The organism is Sphingomonas sp. (assembly GCF_035910975.1).
Taxonomy (GTDB): domain Bacteria; phylum Pseudomonadota; class Alphaproteobacteria; order Sphingomonadales; family Sphingomonadaceae; genus Sphingomonas.
Genome location: NZ_JAMHWM010000039.1, coordinates 119334 through 136369, shown reverse-complemented (window position 1 = coordinate 136369; position 17036 = coordinate 119334). Strand labels below are relative to the sequence as shown.

Annotated in this window: 16 protein-coding genes; 6 read left to right on the top strand and 10 right to left on the bottom strand. The window is 69.2% G+C overall.

The genetic code is table 11. The annotated features are described in order from the left end of the window. Positions 1-2: 2 nt before the first annotated feature. The 9 genes from VYI76_RS13935 to VYI76_RS13895 all read right to left on the bottom strand — a co-directional run bounded on the left by VYI76_RS13935 (position 3) and on the right by VYI76_RS13895 (position 9807). A complete protein-coding gene (locus VYI76_RS13935; RefSeq protein ID WP_326525398.1) occupies positions 3-632 on the bottom strand; it encodes a flagellar basal body-associated FliL family protein in 630 nt (209 codons plus the stop codon). Positions 633-651: 19 nt separating this feature from the next. Beyond that, positions 652-2811 carry a flagellar hook-length control protein FliK gene (locus VYI76_RS13930; protein ID WP_326525397.1) on the bottom strand — a complete coding sequence of 720 codons (2160 nt, stop codon included), beginning with the start codon at positions 2809-2811 and terminating at the stop codon, positions 652-654. Positions 2812-2849: 38 nt separating this feature from the next. Next, positions 2850-3281 carry a hypothetical protein gene (locus VYI76_RS13925; RefSeq protein WP_326525396.1) on the bottom strand — a complete coding sequence of 144 codons (432 nt, stop codon included), beginning with the start codon at positions 3279-3281 and terminating at the stop codon, positions 2850-2852. After that, positions 3274-4593 (bottom strand): FliI/YscN family ATPase, encoded by a 1320-nt coding sequence (locus VYI76_RS13920; protein ID WP_326525395.1) that lies wholly within the window; start codon positions 4591-4593, stop codon positions 3274-3276. The genes VYI76_RS13925 and VYI76_RS13920 overlap by 8 nt, the downstream gene beginning before the upstream one ends. Continuing rightward, a complete protein-coding gene (locus VYI76_RS13915; protein ID WP_326525394.1) occupies positions 4587-5318 on the bottom strand; it encodes a FliH/SctL family protein in 732 nt (243 codons plus the stop codon). Before VYI76_RS13915 ends, VYI76_RS13920 begins: the two co-directional genes overlap by 7 nt. 132 nt (positions 5319-5450) lie before the next feature. Continuing rightward, a complete protein-coding gene (gene fliG / locus VYI76_RS13910) occupies positions 5451-6476 on the bottom strand; it encodes a flagellar motor switch protein FliG (protein WP_326525393.1) in 1026 nt (341 codons plus the stop codon). Further along, positions 6473-8164, bottom strand: coding sequence for a flagellar basal-body MS-ring/collar protein FliF (gene fliF, locus VYI76_RS13905; protein WP_326525392.1), 1692 nt, complete (start codon positions 8162-8164; stop codon positions 6473-6475). The genes fliG and fliF overlap by 4 nt, the downstream gene beginning before the upstream one ends. A 3-nt stretch (positions 8165-8167) precedes the next feature. Next, positions 8168-8500, bottom strand: a complete 333-nt coding sequence (gene fliE, locus VYI76_RS13900; RefSeq protein ID WP_326525728.1) for a flagellar hook-basal body complex protein FliE — start codon at positions 8498-8500, stop codon at positions 8168-8170. Between the two features lie 23 nt (positions 8501-8523). Then, the gene (locus tag VYI76_RS13895) at positions 8524-9807 is read right to left on the bottom strand and encodes a sigma-54 interaction domain-containing protein (RefSeq protein ID WP_326525391.1); all 1284 of its coding nucleotides are present in this window, start codon (positions 9805-9807) and stop codon (positions 8524-8526) included. Between the two features lie 279 nt (positions 9808-10086). Here VYI76_RS13895 and VYI76_RS13890 point away from each other — a divergent pair, with 279 nt between their 5' ends. Both VYI76_RS13890 and VYI76_RS13885 read left to right on the top strand, forming a co-directional pair. Beyond that, positions 10087-10911 (top strand): flagellin N-terminal helical domain-containing protein, encoded by an 825-nt coding sequence (locus VYI76_RS13890; RefSeq protein WP_326525390.1) that lies wholly within the window; start codon positions 10087-10089, stop codon positions 10909-10911. Positions 10912-11140: 229 nt separating this feature from the next. After that, on the top strand, positions 11141-11524 hold the full coding sequence (locus VYI76_RS13885; protein WP_326525389.1) for a hypothetical protein: 384 nt from the start codon (positions 11141-11143) through the stop codon (positions 11522-11524). Positions 11525-11530: 6 nt separating this feature from the next. Here VYI76_RS13885 and VYI76_RS13880 read toward each other — a convergent pair whose 3' ends face one another. Beyond that, positions 11531-11989: a copper chaperone PCu(A)C gene (locus VYI76_RS13880; RefSeq protein WP_326525388.1), complete on the bottom strand. Its 459-nt coding sequence runs from the start codon at positions 11987-11989 to the stop codon at positions 11531-11533. A 174-nt stretch (positions 11990-12163) separates the two neighbouring features. Here VYI76_RS13880 and dnaK point away from each other — a divergent pair, with 174 nt between their 5' ends. From dnaK to VYI76_RS13860, 4 genes are all read left to right on the top strand, one after another. After that, positions 12164-14074 (top strand): molecular chaperone DnaK, encoded by a 1911-nt coding sequence (dnaK, locus tag VYI76_RS13875; RefSeq protein ID WP_326525387.1) that lies wholly within the window; start codon positions 12164-12166, stop codon positions 14072-14074. A 129-nt stretch (positions 14075-14203) separates the two neighbouring features. Next, a complete protein-coding gene (gene dnaJ / locus VYI76_RS13870; RefSeq protein WP_326525386.1) occupies positions 14204-15340 on the top strand; it encodes a molecular chaperone DnaJ in 1137 nt (378 codons plus the stop codon). Positions 15341-15529: 189 nt separating this feature from the next. Then, positions 15530-16582, top strand: a complete 1053-nt coding sequence (locus tag VYI76_RS13865) for a M23 family metallopeptidase (RefSeq protein ID WP_326525727.1) — start codon at positions 15530-15532, stop codon at positions 16580-16582. Further along, positions 16572-16970 carry a bactofilin family protein gene (locus VYI76_RS13860; RefSeq protein ID WP_326525385.1) on the top strand — a complete coding sequence of 133 codons (399 nt, stop codon included), beginning with the start codon at positions 16572-16574 and terminating at the stop codon, positions 16968-16970. Before VYI76_RS13865 ends, VYI76_RS13860 begins: the two co-directional genes overlap by 11 nt. Positions 16971-17036: the final 66 nt, after the last annotated feature.

Below are 17036 nucleotides of genomic sequence, written 5' to 3'. Positions count from 1 at the left end.
CGTCACTGAACAACGAAATTGGTAAAGTAAACGTTACCGATCCCGCCGAAACCCTCCTTCTGCTTCAGGGTCGCGTTGATCGCGGAGGCCAGTTTCTTCTGGAGTTGCTCCTTGCCGTCGGGGGTGAAGACGGCGTCCTCGTCGGTATCGCCCAGCGTCATCAGGATCGCTGATCGCACCGCGATCTCGTGCGTCTTCAGGTTGCCGATGACGCGGTCGTCGTAAGGGGTCGAGACAGCGATGCCGACCTGGATGAAATGCACGCTCTCCTTCAGGTTGGACGTGAACTCCTTCTCCATCGTGAAGTAGTTGGAGGCGTATTTGTCGCCGCCCTTGCCCATCGGGGTGGGCGATCCGCCCTTTGCCGCGCCTTCGCCCTCGCCGCCTTCACCGCCGGCGGCCGAGACGCGCTTCTGTTCTGATTTGGGGATCAGGCGCGGCGCGTCGATCTTCTCGCCTTCGGCCTCTGCCGCGTGGCCGCCGCCGATCATTCCGCTCGACGCCGCATACAGCCCGGCGCCGACACCGCCGCCGACCAGCGCGATCAGTCCGACGCCGATCACCAGCAGCTTGCCCAGCTTGCCCTTTTTCTTCTTGGGCGCCCCATCGGGCGCGTCGGTCTTGTCGCTCATGGTTCAGTTCCCCCTAGATTCAGGCGATTCGCGAATCGGCGATGGTGTCGGTGCCGGCATCATTGGCGGCGGCGGATGCCGGACGGTGGCGCACGGGGGCCGGCTGGCCCTGCGCGTCGCGGCGGTTCGAATCGGCGAAGGCGGTGCCGGCATCGACATTGGCCCCGCCCATCTTCAGCCCGCGCTGCTCGGCCATTTCGGCGAGGCGCGGCGCGGCGTCGGCCAGCAGCGCGCGCGCCTGTGGCGTATCGGCGGCGATGCGCACCTGGAGCGTTCCGGTTTCATCGCGGTGGACCGAGACCTCGACCTTGCCGAGCGCGTCCGGCGCCAGCTTCATCCGCGTCTCGCGCACCGCGCCGCTTTCGTCGCGCAGCGCCTCGATCTGGTCGATCATCGACGCCATCCAGTCGCCCCTGGTCATGTCGAGCGTCGCCTGTTGTCCGGAAGCGGGCGGAGCGACGGGCATCGTGATGCCGTGGGACGATTGGATCGCAGACGGCGGCGACAGCGCCGGCGCTGCCTCACGCTCATCGGGCGCGCGGGGCGCTTCGCTCGCTGCGAACATCGCGGCGGCGAACGCCTGACCGGCGGGTTGCGGCACCGTCACGGGCGGCGGCGTCACGGGCAGCGCGACGATGGTGACCGTGACCGGCACGGGCATAGGTTGACCGGCGGCATCGCGGGTGACGGGCGGTTGCGGCGCGATGACGGCCGGTGCCTCGATGCGCGGGGTTGGCGCCGCGATCGGGGCAGCGCCGGGGGTTTGCGGTGTGGCCGGTGCCAGCGAGGTGGCGAGCGGCGGCGTGGGCGTGCCGCTCGATACGATCGGCGCAGCAAGTGGCGCGGCGACTGCCGCAGCAACCGGCGAGGCAACGACGGCGCGCGCAATGCGGGCCGCGACCGCCGGTGGCAGGGCTTCCGCCTCGGGCACAGAGGCATGGGCCGGCGGTAGCGGGGACGGCGATGGCGAGAGTGCGGCCGCGCGGGTTTCATCGGTTACGCTGGCCGGTAGCGCGCGGGCGGTGGTTGGGCCTGGCTGGGTCGGCACGACACGGACGCCGGGCTGGGTCGGTCGGGCGACCGTCTTCGTGATCGTCTGCGCGCCGGATGCGATGCCGGGGGGCGGGGCCACGGCCGGCGGGACGCGCGTCGCGGGGAATGAAGCCGGCTCGGTCGGCTGCTGCGCGGGAAAATCCGCTGACGTATCGACTGTGGGCAGTTTCGCCGGAACCTCGGGCGCCAGCGCGGCGGCGCGGCGCGGAGGCATCGAATCGGGTGACGGCGCTGTCGTATCGGTCGCCTGTGCGGCGGGCCGAGCCGTGCTATCCGGCGTGGCGGAGATATCGGCCGGCGCGGGCGGCGTGGCTTGCGAATGCGGGGCGACGCGGGCAGCCGCCGTTGCTGCGCTCGGACGCGGGGCCGGTGCGGCGGTCACGATGGGCGCATCGGCCTGCAATGCCCCAGGATCTTCGATCCGCGTCGGTGTGACGGTGGAGGCAACGGGCGGTGTGACCGCACCGCGCGTGCGCCGTGTCGGAACCGGAACGTCGGCGAGGTCGATCGACGGCGTGGATTCGACTGGCGTCGTGGCGGCGTGCTGGAGCGGAACGGCCGGCACAGCCAGCGCCGGCATTGGCGGTGCGGCATCGCCCGTCACCTCCGGCGCGGGGGTCCCCGTCGGGACCGCGTCCATCGCGATCGCGCGCGGAAGCTTCGTGCCCTCGGCCGAATCCGGCATCACAGACGGTGCAGGTGCGGCGGCGACCGGGATTTCGGGTTGGGGCATGCGTCGCGGCGACTTCACCTTCGGCGTGGCGACGGGTAGCGACGTCTCGGCCGGCGTGGTCGTCGCCATTTCGATCTCGGGAACCACCGGGGTCACGGGCGCGGCGACCTCAGCCTCGATCGCGGCGATCGGCATCGTCGCGGGCGGGATGGGCAGCGCGGGCGCGCCGACGGGCACATCCGGCAGATCCTTGCCGGTCGCGGCAGCATCCTGCCGGGGCGGCGATAGCGTGAGGCCGCCGGGCGGCAGCGCCGCGACGGGCGCTGGCGGCGCCGCCGCGCCCGCCAGATCGGCGAGCGCGAGCGCGAAATCGCTGGTCGTCGTGAAGGGGAACCCCGCCGGCGTGGCGCCCGGAACAACAGCCGGGACGGACAGGGTCGAAAGCTGGATCATCGGTACGCGCGTCCTCGTGGCGAAGCTTCGTCAGCCTCTCAGCAAGGAGCGTGCCGATTCTTCCGAAAGGCCGGCGCGTCTTCCATCGCGCGCAGTTCCTTGAGCGCGATCTTCGCCTCGGCGCGGACGATCAGCTTCTCGATCGCGGACTGGTCGCGGCGGGCTTCCTGCGTGGCGGCGCGCGCGCGCTCGACCCCCGCCTCGGCCATCGCGCGGCGCGTTTCGGCCGCGACGGCGGAGGCGTGGAGCCGGTCGCGATAATAGGCGGCGGCGGCGAACGACGCCGCGAAGCCGGCATCCTCGGCGCGCGGGGTGACGTTGGCGGCCAACTGGGCGATGCGCGACTGCAACTGCGCCTCGCTGTCCAGCTTGGCGTGGGCGGCGGCTTCCTGCCCCTGCTTCAACGTCAGCTGCAATGTGCGGACGCGCAGCAGCCGGTCGAGCTTCTTCTTGTGCTTGGCGTCAGCCATCACCGAACACGCCGGTTAGCTCGGTCACCGCCTCGTCCAGGCCGACGACGGCGTCGGCATCCTGGCGGATATAGTCCATCACGGCAGGGTGATAGGCGATGGCCGCGTCGATCGCGGGATCGGCGCCGGCGCGATAGGCGCCCATCAGCACCAGGTCGCGATTTTCCTCATAGGTTGCCAGATGCCGGCGCAACACGCGGGCGGCGTGCTGGTGAACCTTGGGCGTGATGTCGGTCATCACGCGGCTGACCGACGGGCCGATGTCGATCGCCGGATAGACGCCGCGTTCGGCCAGCGCCCGGCTGAGCACGATATGCCCGTCGAGGATCGAGCGCGCCGAATCGACGACGGGATCATTGCCGTCGTCGCCGTCGGCCAGCACGGTGTAGATCGCGGTGATCGACCCACCCGAAAGCGCACACGTGCCCGCGCGTTCGATCAGATTGGGCAGCATCGCGATGGCGCTGGGCGGATAGCCGCGCGCCGACGCCGGTTCGCCCAGCGCCAGGCCGATCTCGCGGCCCGCATGCGCGACGCGGGTCAGCGAATCCATGATGAGCAGCACGCGCTTGCCTTCCGCACGGAAGCTTTCGGCGATGGCGGTCGCGCGCAACGCGCCGCGGATGCGGAGCACCGGCGAATGATTGGCAGGAACGGCGACGACGACGCTGCGCGCGCGCGCCTCGCCGAACACCTTGGTTTCCAGGAAGTCGGCGACTTCGCGGCTACGCTCGCCGATCAGCCCGACGACGACGACATCGGCCTTCGCCGCGCGCACCATCATGCCGAGCAGCACCGACTTGCCGACGCCCGATCCCGCCATGATGCCGACGCGCTGGCCCTGGCCGATCGTCAGCAACCCGTTGATCGCGCGCACACCGACATCCATCGGCTGGAGCACCCGGCCCCGATCTAGCGGCGATTGCAGTTTGCCCGCGAGCGGCCAGCGATCCGCACCGCGAATCGGGCCCTGTCCGTCGATCGGCTTGCCCGCGCCATCGACGACGCGGCCTAGCAGGGCGCCGCCGACCTCCGCCTCGCCCGGCGGGCCAATCGGCCGAACGGGGGCGTTGGGCAGCAGGGCGGCCGGGCCACCCAGGTTCATCAGCAGTGTCTTGCCGCCGCGAAAGCCGATCACCTCGGCCTCCACCGCGTCGCCGATCATGCACACCGTGCCGACCGGCAGCGACAGCCCGACCGCTTCCATCAGCAGCCCGTCATAGGACGACAGCCGGCCCGAAATGCGCGGGCGCGGGGCGAAATCTGCGATGGCGAGGCCGTCGAGATACTGATCGACGAAGGCGTTCAGCATGTCGGCGGCGCCACCTTCTCGATCGCTTGCGACAGTTGGTCGAGCCACTGGTCGGGGCCGTCCTCGACGATCGTCGAAGCGCTTTCGAGCACGAAGCTGCCGCGCGCGACGTTGGGGTCGCCGACCGCGAACAGCGTCTTCGGCAAGCGTCCGTCGACCAGCACGACATCGTCGGGATTGAGGCGCAGCAACGCGCTTTCCGCCGAATCGGCCAGCGCGTCGGTCGCCGCCTCGATCCGCGCGGTCAGCAGTTCGGCGGACACGCCGGTCTCTCCGACCAGGCGGCTAACGAGCAGCAACACCGTCTGGCGCAACTGGCGGGCGAAGCGGTCACGGTCGAGCGCGACGCCCCCGGCGAGCGCGGCGCCCAATGTGTCGGCGAGCGCGCGATCGCGGCCCGCATCCGCCGCCGCCTGGGCCAGGCCGGCGGCGAACCCTTCCGCATGGCCGGCGGTACGTGCCGCGACGAGTGGATCGACGAAGCCGTCGCCGCCCTCGCGGCTTGCCTGGGGATCGAGCGGGTCCCAGCCCTCGGTCGGGTTGCCGTCGGGGTCTTGCGGGCTGAAGTGGCGCGGTCCCCCCTCGGCCTGCGGGCTGAAGCTGCGCGGCGCGCGTCGCGCGGCGGGATCGCGCGCCTCGAAGCCGCTGGGCAGCGAGAAGGCGGCGTCCAGCGCGGCGGCGGCGGCGTCATGACGGCTGGCGAAGCCGGCGCGGAATTCGGTCATCGTGTCAGTCCGTTCGTGCTGAGCGTGTCGAAGCACTGCCCTTCTTCTTCAAGCAACGCGCCATGCGGCACGAAGAAAGACAGCCCTTCGACACGCCCAGGGCGAACGGAGGCGGGCGCCTGACTAAGGCGATCACACATAATCGTCTTCGCCGCCGCCCATGATGATGGTGCCGTCCTTGGCCAGGCCGCGGGCGATGCCGATGACGTTCTTTTGCGCTTCCAGCACTTCCGACAGGCGCATCGGCCCGCGCGATTCCATCTCGTCGCGGATGCCATCGGCTGCGCGGCTGGACATGCAACCGAGGAAACGCTCGCGCACCGCCTCGTCCACGCCCTTGAGCGAGCGGACGAGGTTGTCGCTGTCGATGTTGCGGATCAGCACGCCCAAATTCTTGTCGTCGAGCTCGAGCAGATTGTCGAAGACGAACATCGCCTCCTCGATCGCCTTCGCCACGTCCTTGTCGATCTTGTGCAGCTTGGGCATCACCCGCGCCTCGGTCGCCTTGCGCGCCGACTGCATGATCTTCGCCGCCTCACGCGTGCCGCCGAGCTGGACGGCGGCGGAACTGGTCGTGCCGCCCTTGCCGGCGCGGCTCGACAGCATCGCCTTCAGCGTCTCGACCGCCTCGGGCGTGATCGGCCCCAGCTTGGCGATGCGGTGCAGGATGTCGGGCTGGATGCCCTCGGGCAGGATTTCCAGCACCTGCGCGGCGACGCCCGAATCGAGATTGGCGATAATGATCGCGGCGACCTGGGGGTGTTCCTCCTCGATCAGCGCGGCGATCTCGTGCGCGTCGAGCCAGTCGAGCAGGTCGATCTGGCACGCGGCCTCCGCCGGGGTGATGCGTGCGAGCACGCTGTCGGCCTTGTCCTGGCCCAGCGCCATCGTCATCATCCCCTCGATCTTGGGACGCGGATCGAAGCCGATCGCGGTGCGCTGCTTGGCATGGCCGACGAAATCGTCGAGCACGTCCTCAACCTCGCGCTCGCTCACGTCGGCGACGGCGAACATCGCCTTGCCGAGCTGGCGGACCTCTTCCGGATCGAGCTTTTGCAGGATCGCGGCGGCTTCCTCGTCGCCGACCAGCATCATCAGCACCGCGGCGCGTTCGACGCCGGTATAGTTACGGGCACCCCCGCCGGCGATCTCGGTCACTGCGCGCCCTCCGTCTTGATCATGTCGCGGACAGCCAGGGCAGCGCGCGCCGGGTTCTCGCGGGTGAAGCCTCGCACCAGCCCGACGCGGTCGTCATAGCCGCGCGCGCTGTCGAGCATCTCTACCGTCACCGGCTGGCCGGGCTGGACAGGCACGCCCGGCGCCTGCGGATCGGCGTTCGGATTGGCGAAGGCCAGCCGCGCACCCGCCGCCGCATCGTCGCGCTTCTTCATCAGCGCCTTCGCCATCGGACGGACGCCCAGGAACAGGACGAGCAGCGCGATGACCAGCGCGGTGGCGTTGCGCATCACCATCGGCACCCATTCGGCCTGATACCAGGCGGGTTCCTCCGCACCGGCGGTGGCGGAAGGGGTGAATTTCTTGGAGATGACGTTGACCTGGTCCTGGCGCTGGGCGTTGTAGCCGACCGCCGCCTGGATCAGGCCGGTGATCTGCTGGATTTCCAGCGCGGTGCGCCGGCCCTGCTCGGGATCGCGCAGCAGCACGGCGACCGACAGGCGGCGAACGCCACCCGGCGCATTGCGCGTCACCGACACCTCGCGGCCGAGGTCGTAGGAGCGGGCGAAGCTGTCCGACTGTTTCATCGCGTCGGTCACCGGGCCGGCAGGCGTGGTCTGGCCCGGCGTGTTCGGCGCGGGCTGCTGGCCGCCGGTCGCTGGCGTCGCCAGCGACGCCGTGGCGGGCACCTGGTTGCTCAACGCGCCGGGAATGCCGCCGGGCGCGCCGGCGGCCGGCTGGTTGCCGGTCCAGCTGCCCTGTTCGGCCCGGACGATACCTTCCTTGTCATAGCTTTCGCGCGTCGCCTGGGTCTCGTCCAGGTTGACGTCGGCCTGCACCTCGGCGGTGAAATTGCCGGCGCCGACCAGCGGGGTGAGCAACTGGGCGATCTGGGTGCGGACCTTGTCCTCCACCTGGCGCTGGATGGCGATGCGGCGATCGCCGTCGGTGGCGCCCGATCCGTCACCCGACTTGCTGAGCAGCGTGCCCATCTGGTCGACGACGGTGACGTTGTCGGGCTTCATCCCCGGCACCGACGCGGCGACGAGGTTGACGATCGAACGCACCTGCGCGTCGCTGAGCACGCGGCCCGGCTGGAGCTTGACGACGACCGATGCGGTCGGCGCCGCGCGGTCGCGGACGAACACGGTCGATTCCGGCGTGGCGAGGTGCACGCGCGCCTCCGCCACGACGTCGATTTCCTGGATCGACCGCGCGATCTCGGTCTCGCGCGCCTGCTTGACGCGTTCGCCCTCCACCGCGCGGCTGACGCCCATCGGCAACTGGTCGAGCAGCGCATAGCCGCCCGGCGCCGATTTCGGCAGATCCTGCCCGGCGAGCAGCATCCGCGCCTTGTGGTAATCATCCTCGCCGACCGTCACATTGCCCGATCCGTCGACGGCATTGGCGATGTTGGCGGTATCCAGCGCCTGGACGACGGCCGACTTGTCGGCGTCGGCAAGCCCGCCGAACAGCACCTTCTGCGGCGGCGTGCGCAGGCTTGCCCAGGCGAGCGCGGCGGCCGCGATCAGCCCGATCATGAAGATCAGCGGCAGGCTGCGCTTCACGGCTGGTTGCGTCAGGAATCCGCCGATCTGCGTCAGCGGATTGGCGAAGCGCGGTTCACCGGGAACCGCGCCGTTCGGAATGGGGGCGAGTTGCGTGGCCATCGATTATACCGGCATGCTCATGATGTCCTTGTACGCGCTCAACAGCTTGTTCCGGACCTGGAGGGTGGCTTCGAAGCCGATCGACGCCTGCTGGCGCGCCATCATCACTTTCGCGATGTCGATCGTTTCGCCGCGTTCATATTGCGCGCTCAGGTCGCTGGCCTGGGACTGCGACTTGCTGACCGACTTGACCGCATCGGCCAGCGTGTCGGCAAAGCTGGTCGGCCCGGCCGCCTTGCTGGCGTCGGGCGCCGACGGCGCGTCGGCCGCGCGGGCCAGCGCCGCGTTGCGTTCCAGGATCTGGCTCCGCAGCGCCATCACCCGGTCGATGCCCATGGCACCGTCGATCTTCCCGATGCTCACAGCGCGGCACTCCGGCTATGCGGGGCGGCGATGGTGTCGCCCTGTTCGCGCGCCTTGGCCAGGCGATAGCGCAGCGTGCGTTCGCTGATGCCGAGCCGCTTCGCGGTCTCGATCCGGCTGCCGCCACACGCCGCCAGCGTCTCGCGGATCGCGGCGAACTCGCTCATCTGAACGACCTTGCCCAGGGTCTGGGGCTCGTCGTCGTTCGAGCTTTCGGTCGCGGTGAACACGGGCGCGGCAGGGGTCGGGCGGTCGAAGATGATGTCGGCGATCTCGATCGCGTCGCCGCGCGCCAGCAGCATCGCGCGCTGGATCACATTCTCCAGCTCGCGGACGTTGCCGGGCCAGTCGTGGGCCATCAGCATGTCGAGCGCGGCGGGCGCGATCCACGGGAGCTGCGCGCGGTTGCCGGCGTGCCGCACGATCATCGCCGCGGTGAGCGCGGGAATGTCCTGCCGCCGGTCGGCGAGCGCGCGGGTGGCGAGCGGGAAGACGGAAAGGCGATAGTAGAGGTCGGCGCGGAAGCGGCCGGCGGCGACTTCGGCCTGCAGGTCGCGGTTGGCACAGGCGATGACGCGGACATCGATCTTTTCGGGCACGGTCGCGCCGATCGGCACCACCTCGCGCTCCTGCAGCGCGCGCAGCAGCTTGGCCTGGAGACCCAGCGGCATCTCGGCGATCTCGTCGAGCAGCAGCGTGCCGCCGTTCGCCGCGCGGAAGAAGCCGTCGCCGCCCGAGGACGCGCCGGTGAAGCTGCCCTTCACATGGCCGAACAGCATGGCCTCCAGCATCGTCTCCGGCAGCGCGGCGCAGTTGATCGCGATGAACGGCCCTTCGGCGCGGGGGCTGCCGTTGTGGATCGCCTTGGCCAGCACTTCCTTGCCGGTGCCGGTGGGGCCATTGATGAGCACGGTGATGTCTGACGCGGCGATCCGCTCGGCCAGGGTGAACAGGGCCAGGCTCTCGGGATCGGCGGCGACCGGTGCGCCGGGGCGGAGCATAGCGGCGGCGAAGCCCGCGCCGAGTGCCGCGTCGTCCTGTCCGAAGCTCAGCCGCGCGGGGTTGCCGTCGGCAAAGGGCAGCGCGACCAGCGCGCCGTCACCCACCACCATCGTGCGGCCGGCGACCGGCGGGGTTTCCCCGTCCGCGATCAGGAACAGGTCGCCCGGCGTCGGCTTGCCGGTCTCGAACGAGCCGATCGCGAAGCCCTGGGCGCGCAGGCCGGAGACCAGTGCGTATTTCTGGCGGAGCACCGCGGCCGAAGGAAAGAGAGACACCATCGCTGAAATTCATCCCCTGAACGAGGATGGAGATGCGCCAGCAATGGTTAACGGCGTGTAAAACACGATTGCCTGCCGGCAAATTTTTGCCCCTGCTCTCCGGGCGGGCGCCCTCGCGTATCGCGTGCGGGATTCGTGATTCAGGGCTGTGGCACCCGAAAAACATTCATGTCAGAAAATCGCTTAAGCCGCCCGAGAACCGGCCGTTACCCATCTCGACGGCTCGAACTTCCGCAGTTGGGGGGGTGGCGGGATCGTCAGCTGGAATGGAGACATGACATGACTGTTATCGGAACCAACCTGGGCTCGCTTCGCGCCGGAAACGCTTCGACGAAGGCCACCCAGATGCTCAACCAGAGCATGGAGCGCCTGTCGACCGGCAAGCGCATCAACTCTGCCAAGGACGACGCCGCCGGCCTCGCCATCGCCCAGTCGATGACCTCGCAGATCCGCGGCATGGGCCAGGCGATCCGCAACGCCAATGACGGCATCTCGATGGCGCAGACCGCTGAAGGCGCGCTGGAAGAAGTCGGCAACATGCTGCAGCGTATCCGCGAACTGGCCGTCCAGTCGGCGTCGCAGACCTACGGCACGTCGGACCGCACCAACCTGAACACCGAAGTCACCGAGCTGAAGAGCCAGATCACCGCGATCCTGACCAACTCGGAATTCAACGGCGTCAAGCTGTTCGACGGCAACGCCGGTTCGGGCGGCACGGTGAACGTCCAGGTCGGCAGCGACGCGAACGTGACGGTCGGCCTGACCTTCGCCTCGACCACCACGACCACGCTGGGCGTCAACGCGACGGCGGTCGATACCTCGGCGAACGCGCAGACCGCGATCGGCGCCGTCGATACCGCCCTTGAGTCGGTCGCCAGCAAGCGCGCCACGCTGGGCGCCTCGCAGAGCCGCCTCCAGTCGGTGGTCAACAACCTGACCACGACGACCGTGAACCTGACCGACGCCCGCAGCCGCATCGAGGACGCCGATTTCTCGGCGGAAACCGCGGCGCTGGCGAAGGCGCAGATCCTGAGCCAGGCATCGACCGCGATGCTGGCGCAGGCGAACCAGAGCCAGCAGTCGGTCCTCCAGCTGCTGCGCTAAGGGAAACCTGGCTTAGCGGGGGTGGCGTCACCCCCCTGACAGGGCGCCTCTTCCCGCAAAGATGCCCGGCCGCAAGGCAGGGCGAGGCAGAGCCCCGGTGGTCCACGGACCGCCGGGGTTCTTGTCGTCCGGCCATCGACGACGACGGCGACGAGGCGGATTGATCCCCGGAACGAACGGCGTAGGATACCGCCGGGATCGCGGGTTCTTCCTTCAAGGGGCGGGAAAGATGCGGCGGACGACGCTTCTTATATATGTGGCGGCGGGCGGGTGCCTGGTCGCGGGCTGCGGAGAGCCATTCGCGTCGATCCACGCGCCGGGGCGGCCGTGCACCGCCATCACCGCCGCCGATCATGCCGCCGCTATCGCCGCGGGCGCCGCCAGCGGCACCGCCAGCGTCTCTGCGGGCGGGACGGTGTCGCTTTCCAACGGACCGGGCGTCGTCCACTGCGCCACGTTCAAGAGCCCACTCAAGCCGTGCCGCCGCCCGAGCGACTATGTCATCGACTATACGCTGGCCGACGGCAGCAAGGCTTTCGTCAAGGTGCCCGCCAACCAGCAGTACAGGTTCCGCCTCGCCGCGGCGCCGACGACCTGCGAGTTCGTCGACTGACGAGCCTTAGTGGCCGGCGCCGTGGCCGCCGGCACCGGCGTCGCCTGCGCCGCGCAGCGCCGCCTTGGCCTCCACCGTCTTGCCGTCGGCGAAGGCGAGCGTCAGCACCATCTCGCCGCCGGGCTTCAGCGCGGGGTTCACGTCGAACAGCATGACGTGCTTGGCCCCCGGCTCGAAGGCGAGCGTCGCACCTGCCGCGACATCGATCTGTTTCAGCGGCTTCATCGTCATCATGCCGCCGTGGCCCTTCATGCTTTCGTGCAGTTCGGTGCGCACCGCGGCGGGCGTGCGCACGGACAGCAGGGTCACCGGCGCGCCGCCTGCCTTCAGCGTGAAATAGGCCGCCGCCGGCCGCCCTTCCACGGCGGGCAGGCGTACCCACGCACCCTCCACCTGCGGTTCCGCGCGCTGTCCGCACCCCGCCAGCAACACCGCCGCCATCGCGCCCATCATCACCAAACGCATGGAACCCACTCCCCAAGCCACGGAAAACCGAATCGTCCCTAGGGGTTGCGGCACCCTTGCGGCAAGGCGGACCCCACCTATATCGCGCCGGTAGCGAACGGTTCCGCGTCGCCTCTCATCGGGGCGCGGGCTGCGATTTCAATGCGTTGAAACCCTGGGGGTACAGGCAAGACTATGGCAAAAGTTATCGGCATCGATCTGGGCACCACCAACAGCTGCGTCGCCGTGATGGAAGGCGGCAAGCCCAAGGTGATCGAGAATGCGGAAGGCGCGCGCACCACGCCGTCGATCGTCGCCTTCGCCAAGGACGGCGAGCGGCTGATCGGCCAGCCGGCGAAGCGCCAGGCGGTGACCAACGGCGACAACACGATCTTCGCGGTAAAGCGCCTGATCGGTCGCCGCTTCGACGATCCCGTGACCAAGAAGGACACCGAACTGGTCCCCTACACGATCGTGAAGGGCAAGAACGGCGATGCGTGGGTGAAGGCCGGCGGCGAGGATTATTCGCCGTCGCAGATCAGCGCGTTCATCCTCCAGAAGATGAAGGAAACCGCCGAAAGCTATCTCGGCGAGACGGTGACCCAGGCGGTCATCACCGTGCCCGCATACTTCAACGACGCGCAGCGCCAGGCGACCAAGGACGCCGGCCAGATCGCCGGCCTGGAAGTGCTGCGCATCATCAACGAGCCGACCGCGGCCGCGCTCGCCTATGGTCTGGAGAAGGACACCAACAAGACGATCGCGGTCTATGACCTCGGCGGCGGCACCTTCGACATCTCGATCCTCGAGATCGGCGACGGCGTGTTCGAGGTGAAGGCGACCAACGGCGACACCTTCCTGGGCGGCGAGGATTTTGACGCCAAGATCGTTCAGTATCTGGCCGACGCGTTCAAGAAGGACGAATCGATCGATCTGACCAAGGACAAGCTGGCGCTCCAGCGTCTGAAGGAAGCGGCCGAAAAGGCGAAGATCGAGCTGTCGTCGGCCGCCTCGACCGAGGTCAACCTGCCGTTCATCACCGCCGACCAGAACGGGCCGAAGCACCTCGTCAAGACGATCACGCGCGCCGACCTGGAGAAGCTGGTCGAGGATCTCATCAAGCGCACGCTGGAGCCGTGCAAGAAGGCGCTGGCCGACGCGGGCATGAAGGCCGATGCGATCGACGAGGTCGTGCTGGTCGGCGGCATGACGCGCATGCCGCGCGTGCGCGAGGTGGTGAAGGACTTCTTCGGCAAGGAGCCGCACACCGGCGTCAACCCGGACGAGGTCGTTGCCATCGGTGCGGCCGTCCAGGCCGGCGTGCTGCAGGGCGACGTCAAGGACGTGCTGCTGCTCGACGTGACCCCGCTGTCGCTGGGCATCGAGACGCTGGGCGGCGTGTTCACCCGGATGATCGACCGCAACACGACGATCCCGACCAAGAAGGCGCAAACCTATTCGACCGCCGACGACAACCAGCAGGCGGTGACGATCCGCGTGTTCCAGGGCGAGCGCGAGATGGCGGCGGACAACAAGCTGCTCGGGCAGTTCGACCTGGTCGGCATCCCGCCGGCGCCGCGCGGCGTCCCGCAGATCGAGGTGACGTTCGACATCGACGCCAACGGACTGGTCAACGTCAGTGCCAAGGACAAGGGCACCGGCAAGGAACAGCAGATCCGCATCCAGGCCTCGGGCGGCCTCAGCGACGCCGACATCGACCAGATGGTCAAGGACGCCGAAGCCTTCGCCGACGAGGACAAGAAGCGTCGCGCGGCGGCCGAGGCGAAGAACAACGCCGAATCGCTGATCCACACGACCGAACGCCAGCTCGCCGAGCATGGCGACAAGGTTGATGCCTCGCTCAAGTCCGAGATCGAGGGTGCGGTCGCCGAGGCGAAGGCTGCGGTCGAGGGCGGCGACGCCGATGCGATGAAGGAAAAGGCCGAGGCGCTGGCGCAGGTCGCGATGAAGCTCGGCCAGGCGATCTACGAGAAGCAGCAGCAGGCCGAAGCCTCGCCGTCTGCCGACGGCGCCGGTGAAGAGGCTCCGAAGGAAGACGTCGTCGACGCCGAATTCTCGGAAGTGGACGACAACCAGAAGGCGTGAAGACTCTTCTCCCTCTCCCCGCTTGCGGGGAGAGGGTCGGGGAGAGGGGCGGTGCGGCAGGCGGATTGTCTCGGTGAGACCTCCCCCTCTCCCGACCCTCTCCCCTGAAGGGGAGAGGGCTATGAAGCGATGAGTACCGAAGTCGATTACTACGAACTGCTCGAGGTCTCGCGCACCGCCGACGACGGCGCGATCAAGGCGTCGTATCGCAAGCTCGCGATCAAGTATCACCCCGATAAGAACGGGGGATGCAAGGATCACGAGGCGAAGTTCAAGGCGGTCAGCGAAGCCTATGATTGCCTGAGGGACCCGCAGAAGCGGGCGGCCTATGACCGGTTCGGCCATGCCGCATTCAAGAACGGCGGCGGCGGCGGACAGGGGCCGTTCGGCGGCGGCGGGGCCGATTTCGGCGGTTTTTCCGATATCTTCGAAAGCGTGTTCGGCGAATTCATGGGCGGCGGGCGCCAGGGTGGCCGTCCCCAGCAGCGCCGCGGCGCCGACCTGCGCTACGACCTGGAGATCAGCCTGGAAGAGGCGTTCCACGGCAAGGCCACCGAGATCACCGTCGATGTCTCCAGCGCGTGCGATACCTGCCACGGATCGGGGGCGACGCCGGGCACCGGGACGCGCGACTGCGCGCTGTGCAACGGCCATGGCAAGGTGCGGTCGCAGCAGGGGCCGTTCGTGTTCGAACGCGCCTGCCCGGGCTGCAACGGCGCCGGCCATGTCATCACCGATCCGTGCGGCAAGTGCCGTGGCGAAGGCCGGGTCGAGAAGACCAAGACGCTGAGCGTCAACGTGCCGCCGGGCGTGGACGAAGGCACGCGCATCCGCCTGTCGGGCGAAGGCGAGGCGGGCCAGCGCGGCGCGCCGCCGGGTGACCTCTACATCTTCCTGCATGTCAGCAAGCACGCGCTGTTCGAGCGCGAGGGCACCACGCTCTACGCGCGCGCGCCGATCAGCTTCACCACCGCCGCGCTGGGTGGCGAGATCGAGATTCCCGGCCCGGACGGCAAGCCCAACACGATCCGCATCACGCCCGGCATCCAGTCCGGCCGCGAACTGCGCCAGCGCGGGGCGGGCATGCCGGTGCTGCAGGGGCGCGGGCGCGGTGACCTGGTGGTGCGGATCGAGGTGGAGACGCCGACGAAGCTGTCGGCCAGGCAGCGCGAACTGCTCGAGGCGTTCCGGGAAACCGAGACGGGCGACGAATGCCCCGAAAGCCAGGGCTTCTTCGCGCGGGTGAAGAAGGCGGTCGGCGGCTGACGCTGGCGAAACGCGCTGACGGACCGGATCGGCTCGCCGTGCGACTCGCTCGACTCAACGATTCGGTTCCGCAACGATTCGGCGAATCGCGGACGGGTTGATAGACGCCCCCCCTGTCCGAACTCGGGGGGCGGGTCGCTGTTGTTCTTCAGGCGAAATATCGGCGCGTGGCCGGCGCGCGTGAATGCCATGTTCGTCGATCGCGAGATTTTCCTGCGGTCGCAGGGTCGGGTGCGTTTTCTGCACGTAACCCGCACCGCCCAACTGCGCGTCGCCGGCGCCGTCGCGGCCGCGATCGGCCTGTGGGCGCTGGTCACGGTGACGATGCTCGCGCTGCAGCTCCATGGTGCGGCCGAGCGTTCGGCGTTCGAGCGGCGACAGGCCGACGTTGCGCGTGACGCCCGCGCTGTCGCCGATTTTCGCCGCACCTCCGGCAATGTCGCCGAAGACCTAGCGCGGCGGCAGGCCATCATCGAGCGCCTGGTGACCTCGCGCCTCGGCGAACCCGATGCGCCGCCGCCCGAAAAGCCGGCGCCGGCAGGCACCAAGACGACGGCGCTGCCCGATAGTGCGACCCTTGTGGCACTCGCCGCGCGGCAGGACCGGTTCGCGGAACGGCTCGCAGCCAGCTTCGATGCACGCAGCCGCGTCGCCGCCGCGACGCTGGCGCGGCTCGGCTTCGATCCCGACGAGATGGTGACGGCGGGGCGTCGTGCGCAGGGCGGTCCGCTGGTCCCGGTAGCCGATCGGGCGACGATGACCCCCGCGCTCACGCGCCTCGCCGACGCCGTGGGGCGCTGGTCGGTGCTGCGCGACAATCTGCTGGCGCTGCCGTCCGCGGCGCCGACCGACGGGACGCCGGTGACCAGTTCCTACGGCGTGCGCGGCGATCCCTTCACCGGCGGGCCGGCGTTCCATGCGGGGCTCGATTTCACCGGCGCCTATGGCCAGCCGATCCGCGCGGCGGCGTCGGGCCGCGTCGTCTTCGTGGGGCAGCGGGCCGGTTACGGCCAGGTCGTGGAGATCGATCACGGGAACGGCACGCTGACCCGCTATGCCCATCTGTCCGGCTTCGACGCCCGGCCGGACGCGGTCGTGGCCCGCGGGCAGCAGATCGGCCGGATGGGATCGACCGGCCGATCGACCGGCACGCACCTGCATTTCGAGGTCCGGATCGACGGGGTCGCCGTCAACCCGATCCGTTTCCTGTCGCTCCACGGGGAGATCGCCGATGTTCAATAACAAGCGGCCCGCAGGCACGCCGGCCACCGGCACCAAACAGGCGCCGTTTTCGCTGATCGGCGGGGATGTGGTGCTGACGGGCAGCATCACCGCCAGCGTCGATCTTCACGTCGATGGCCGGATCGAAGGCGACGTGTCGTGCGCCGCGCTGGTGCAGGGCGCGGACAGCGTGATCCGAGGCAACATCACCGCTAAGACGGCGCGGGTCGCCGGCACGATCGAAGGCGGCGTGACCGCCGACGAACTGGTGGTGGAGCGCGGCGCGCGGATCACCGGCGACTGCAGCTATGGCTCGCTCCAGGTGGAGGTCGGCGCGGCGATCGAGGGGCGGATGTCGCCGCGATCGGCAACCGCGCCTACGCTGAAAGTGATCGCTGCGGCGGAGTGACGAGGCCGCTGGTCGTCCGCCCGCGCGCGTGGAATACGCGGCGGGCGGGGTGCCCAGAGCTTGGTT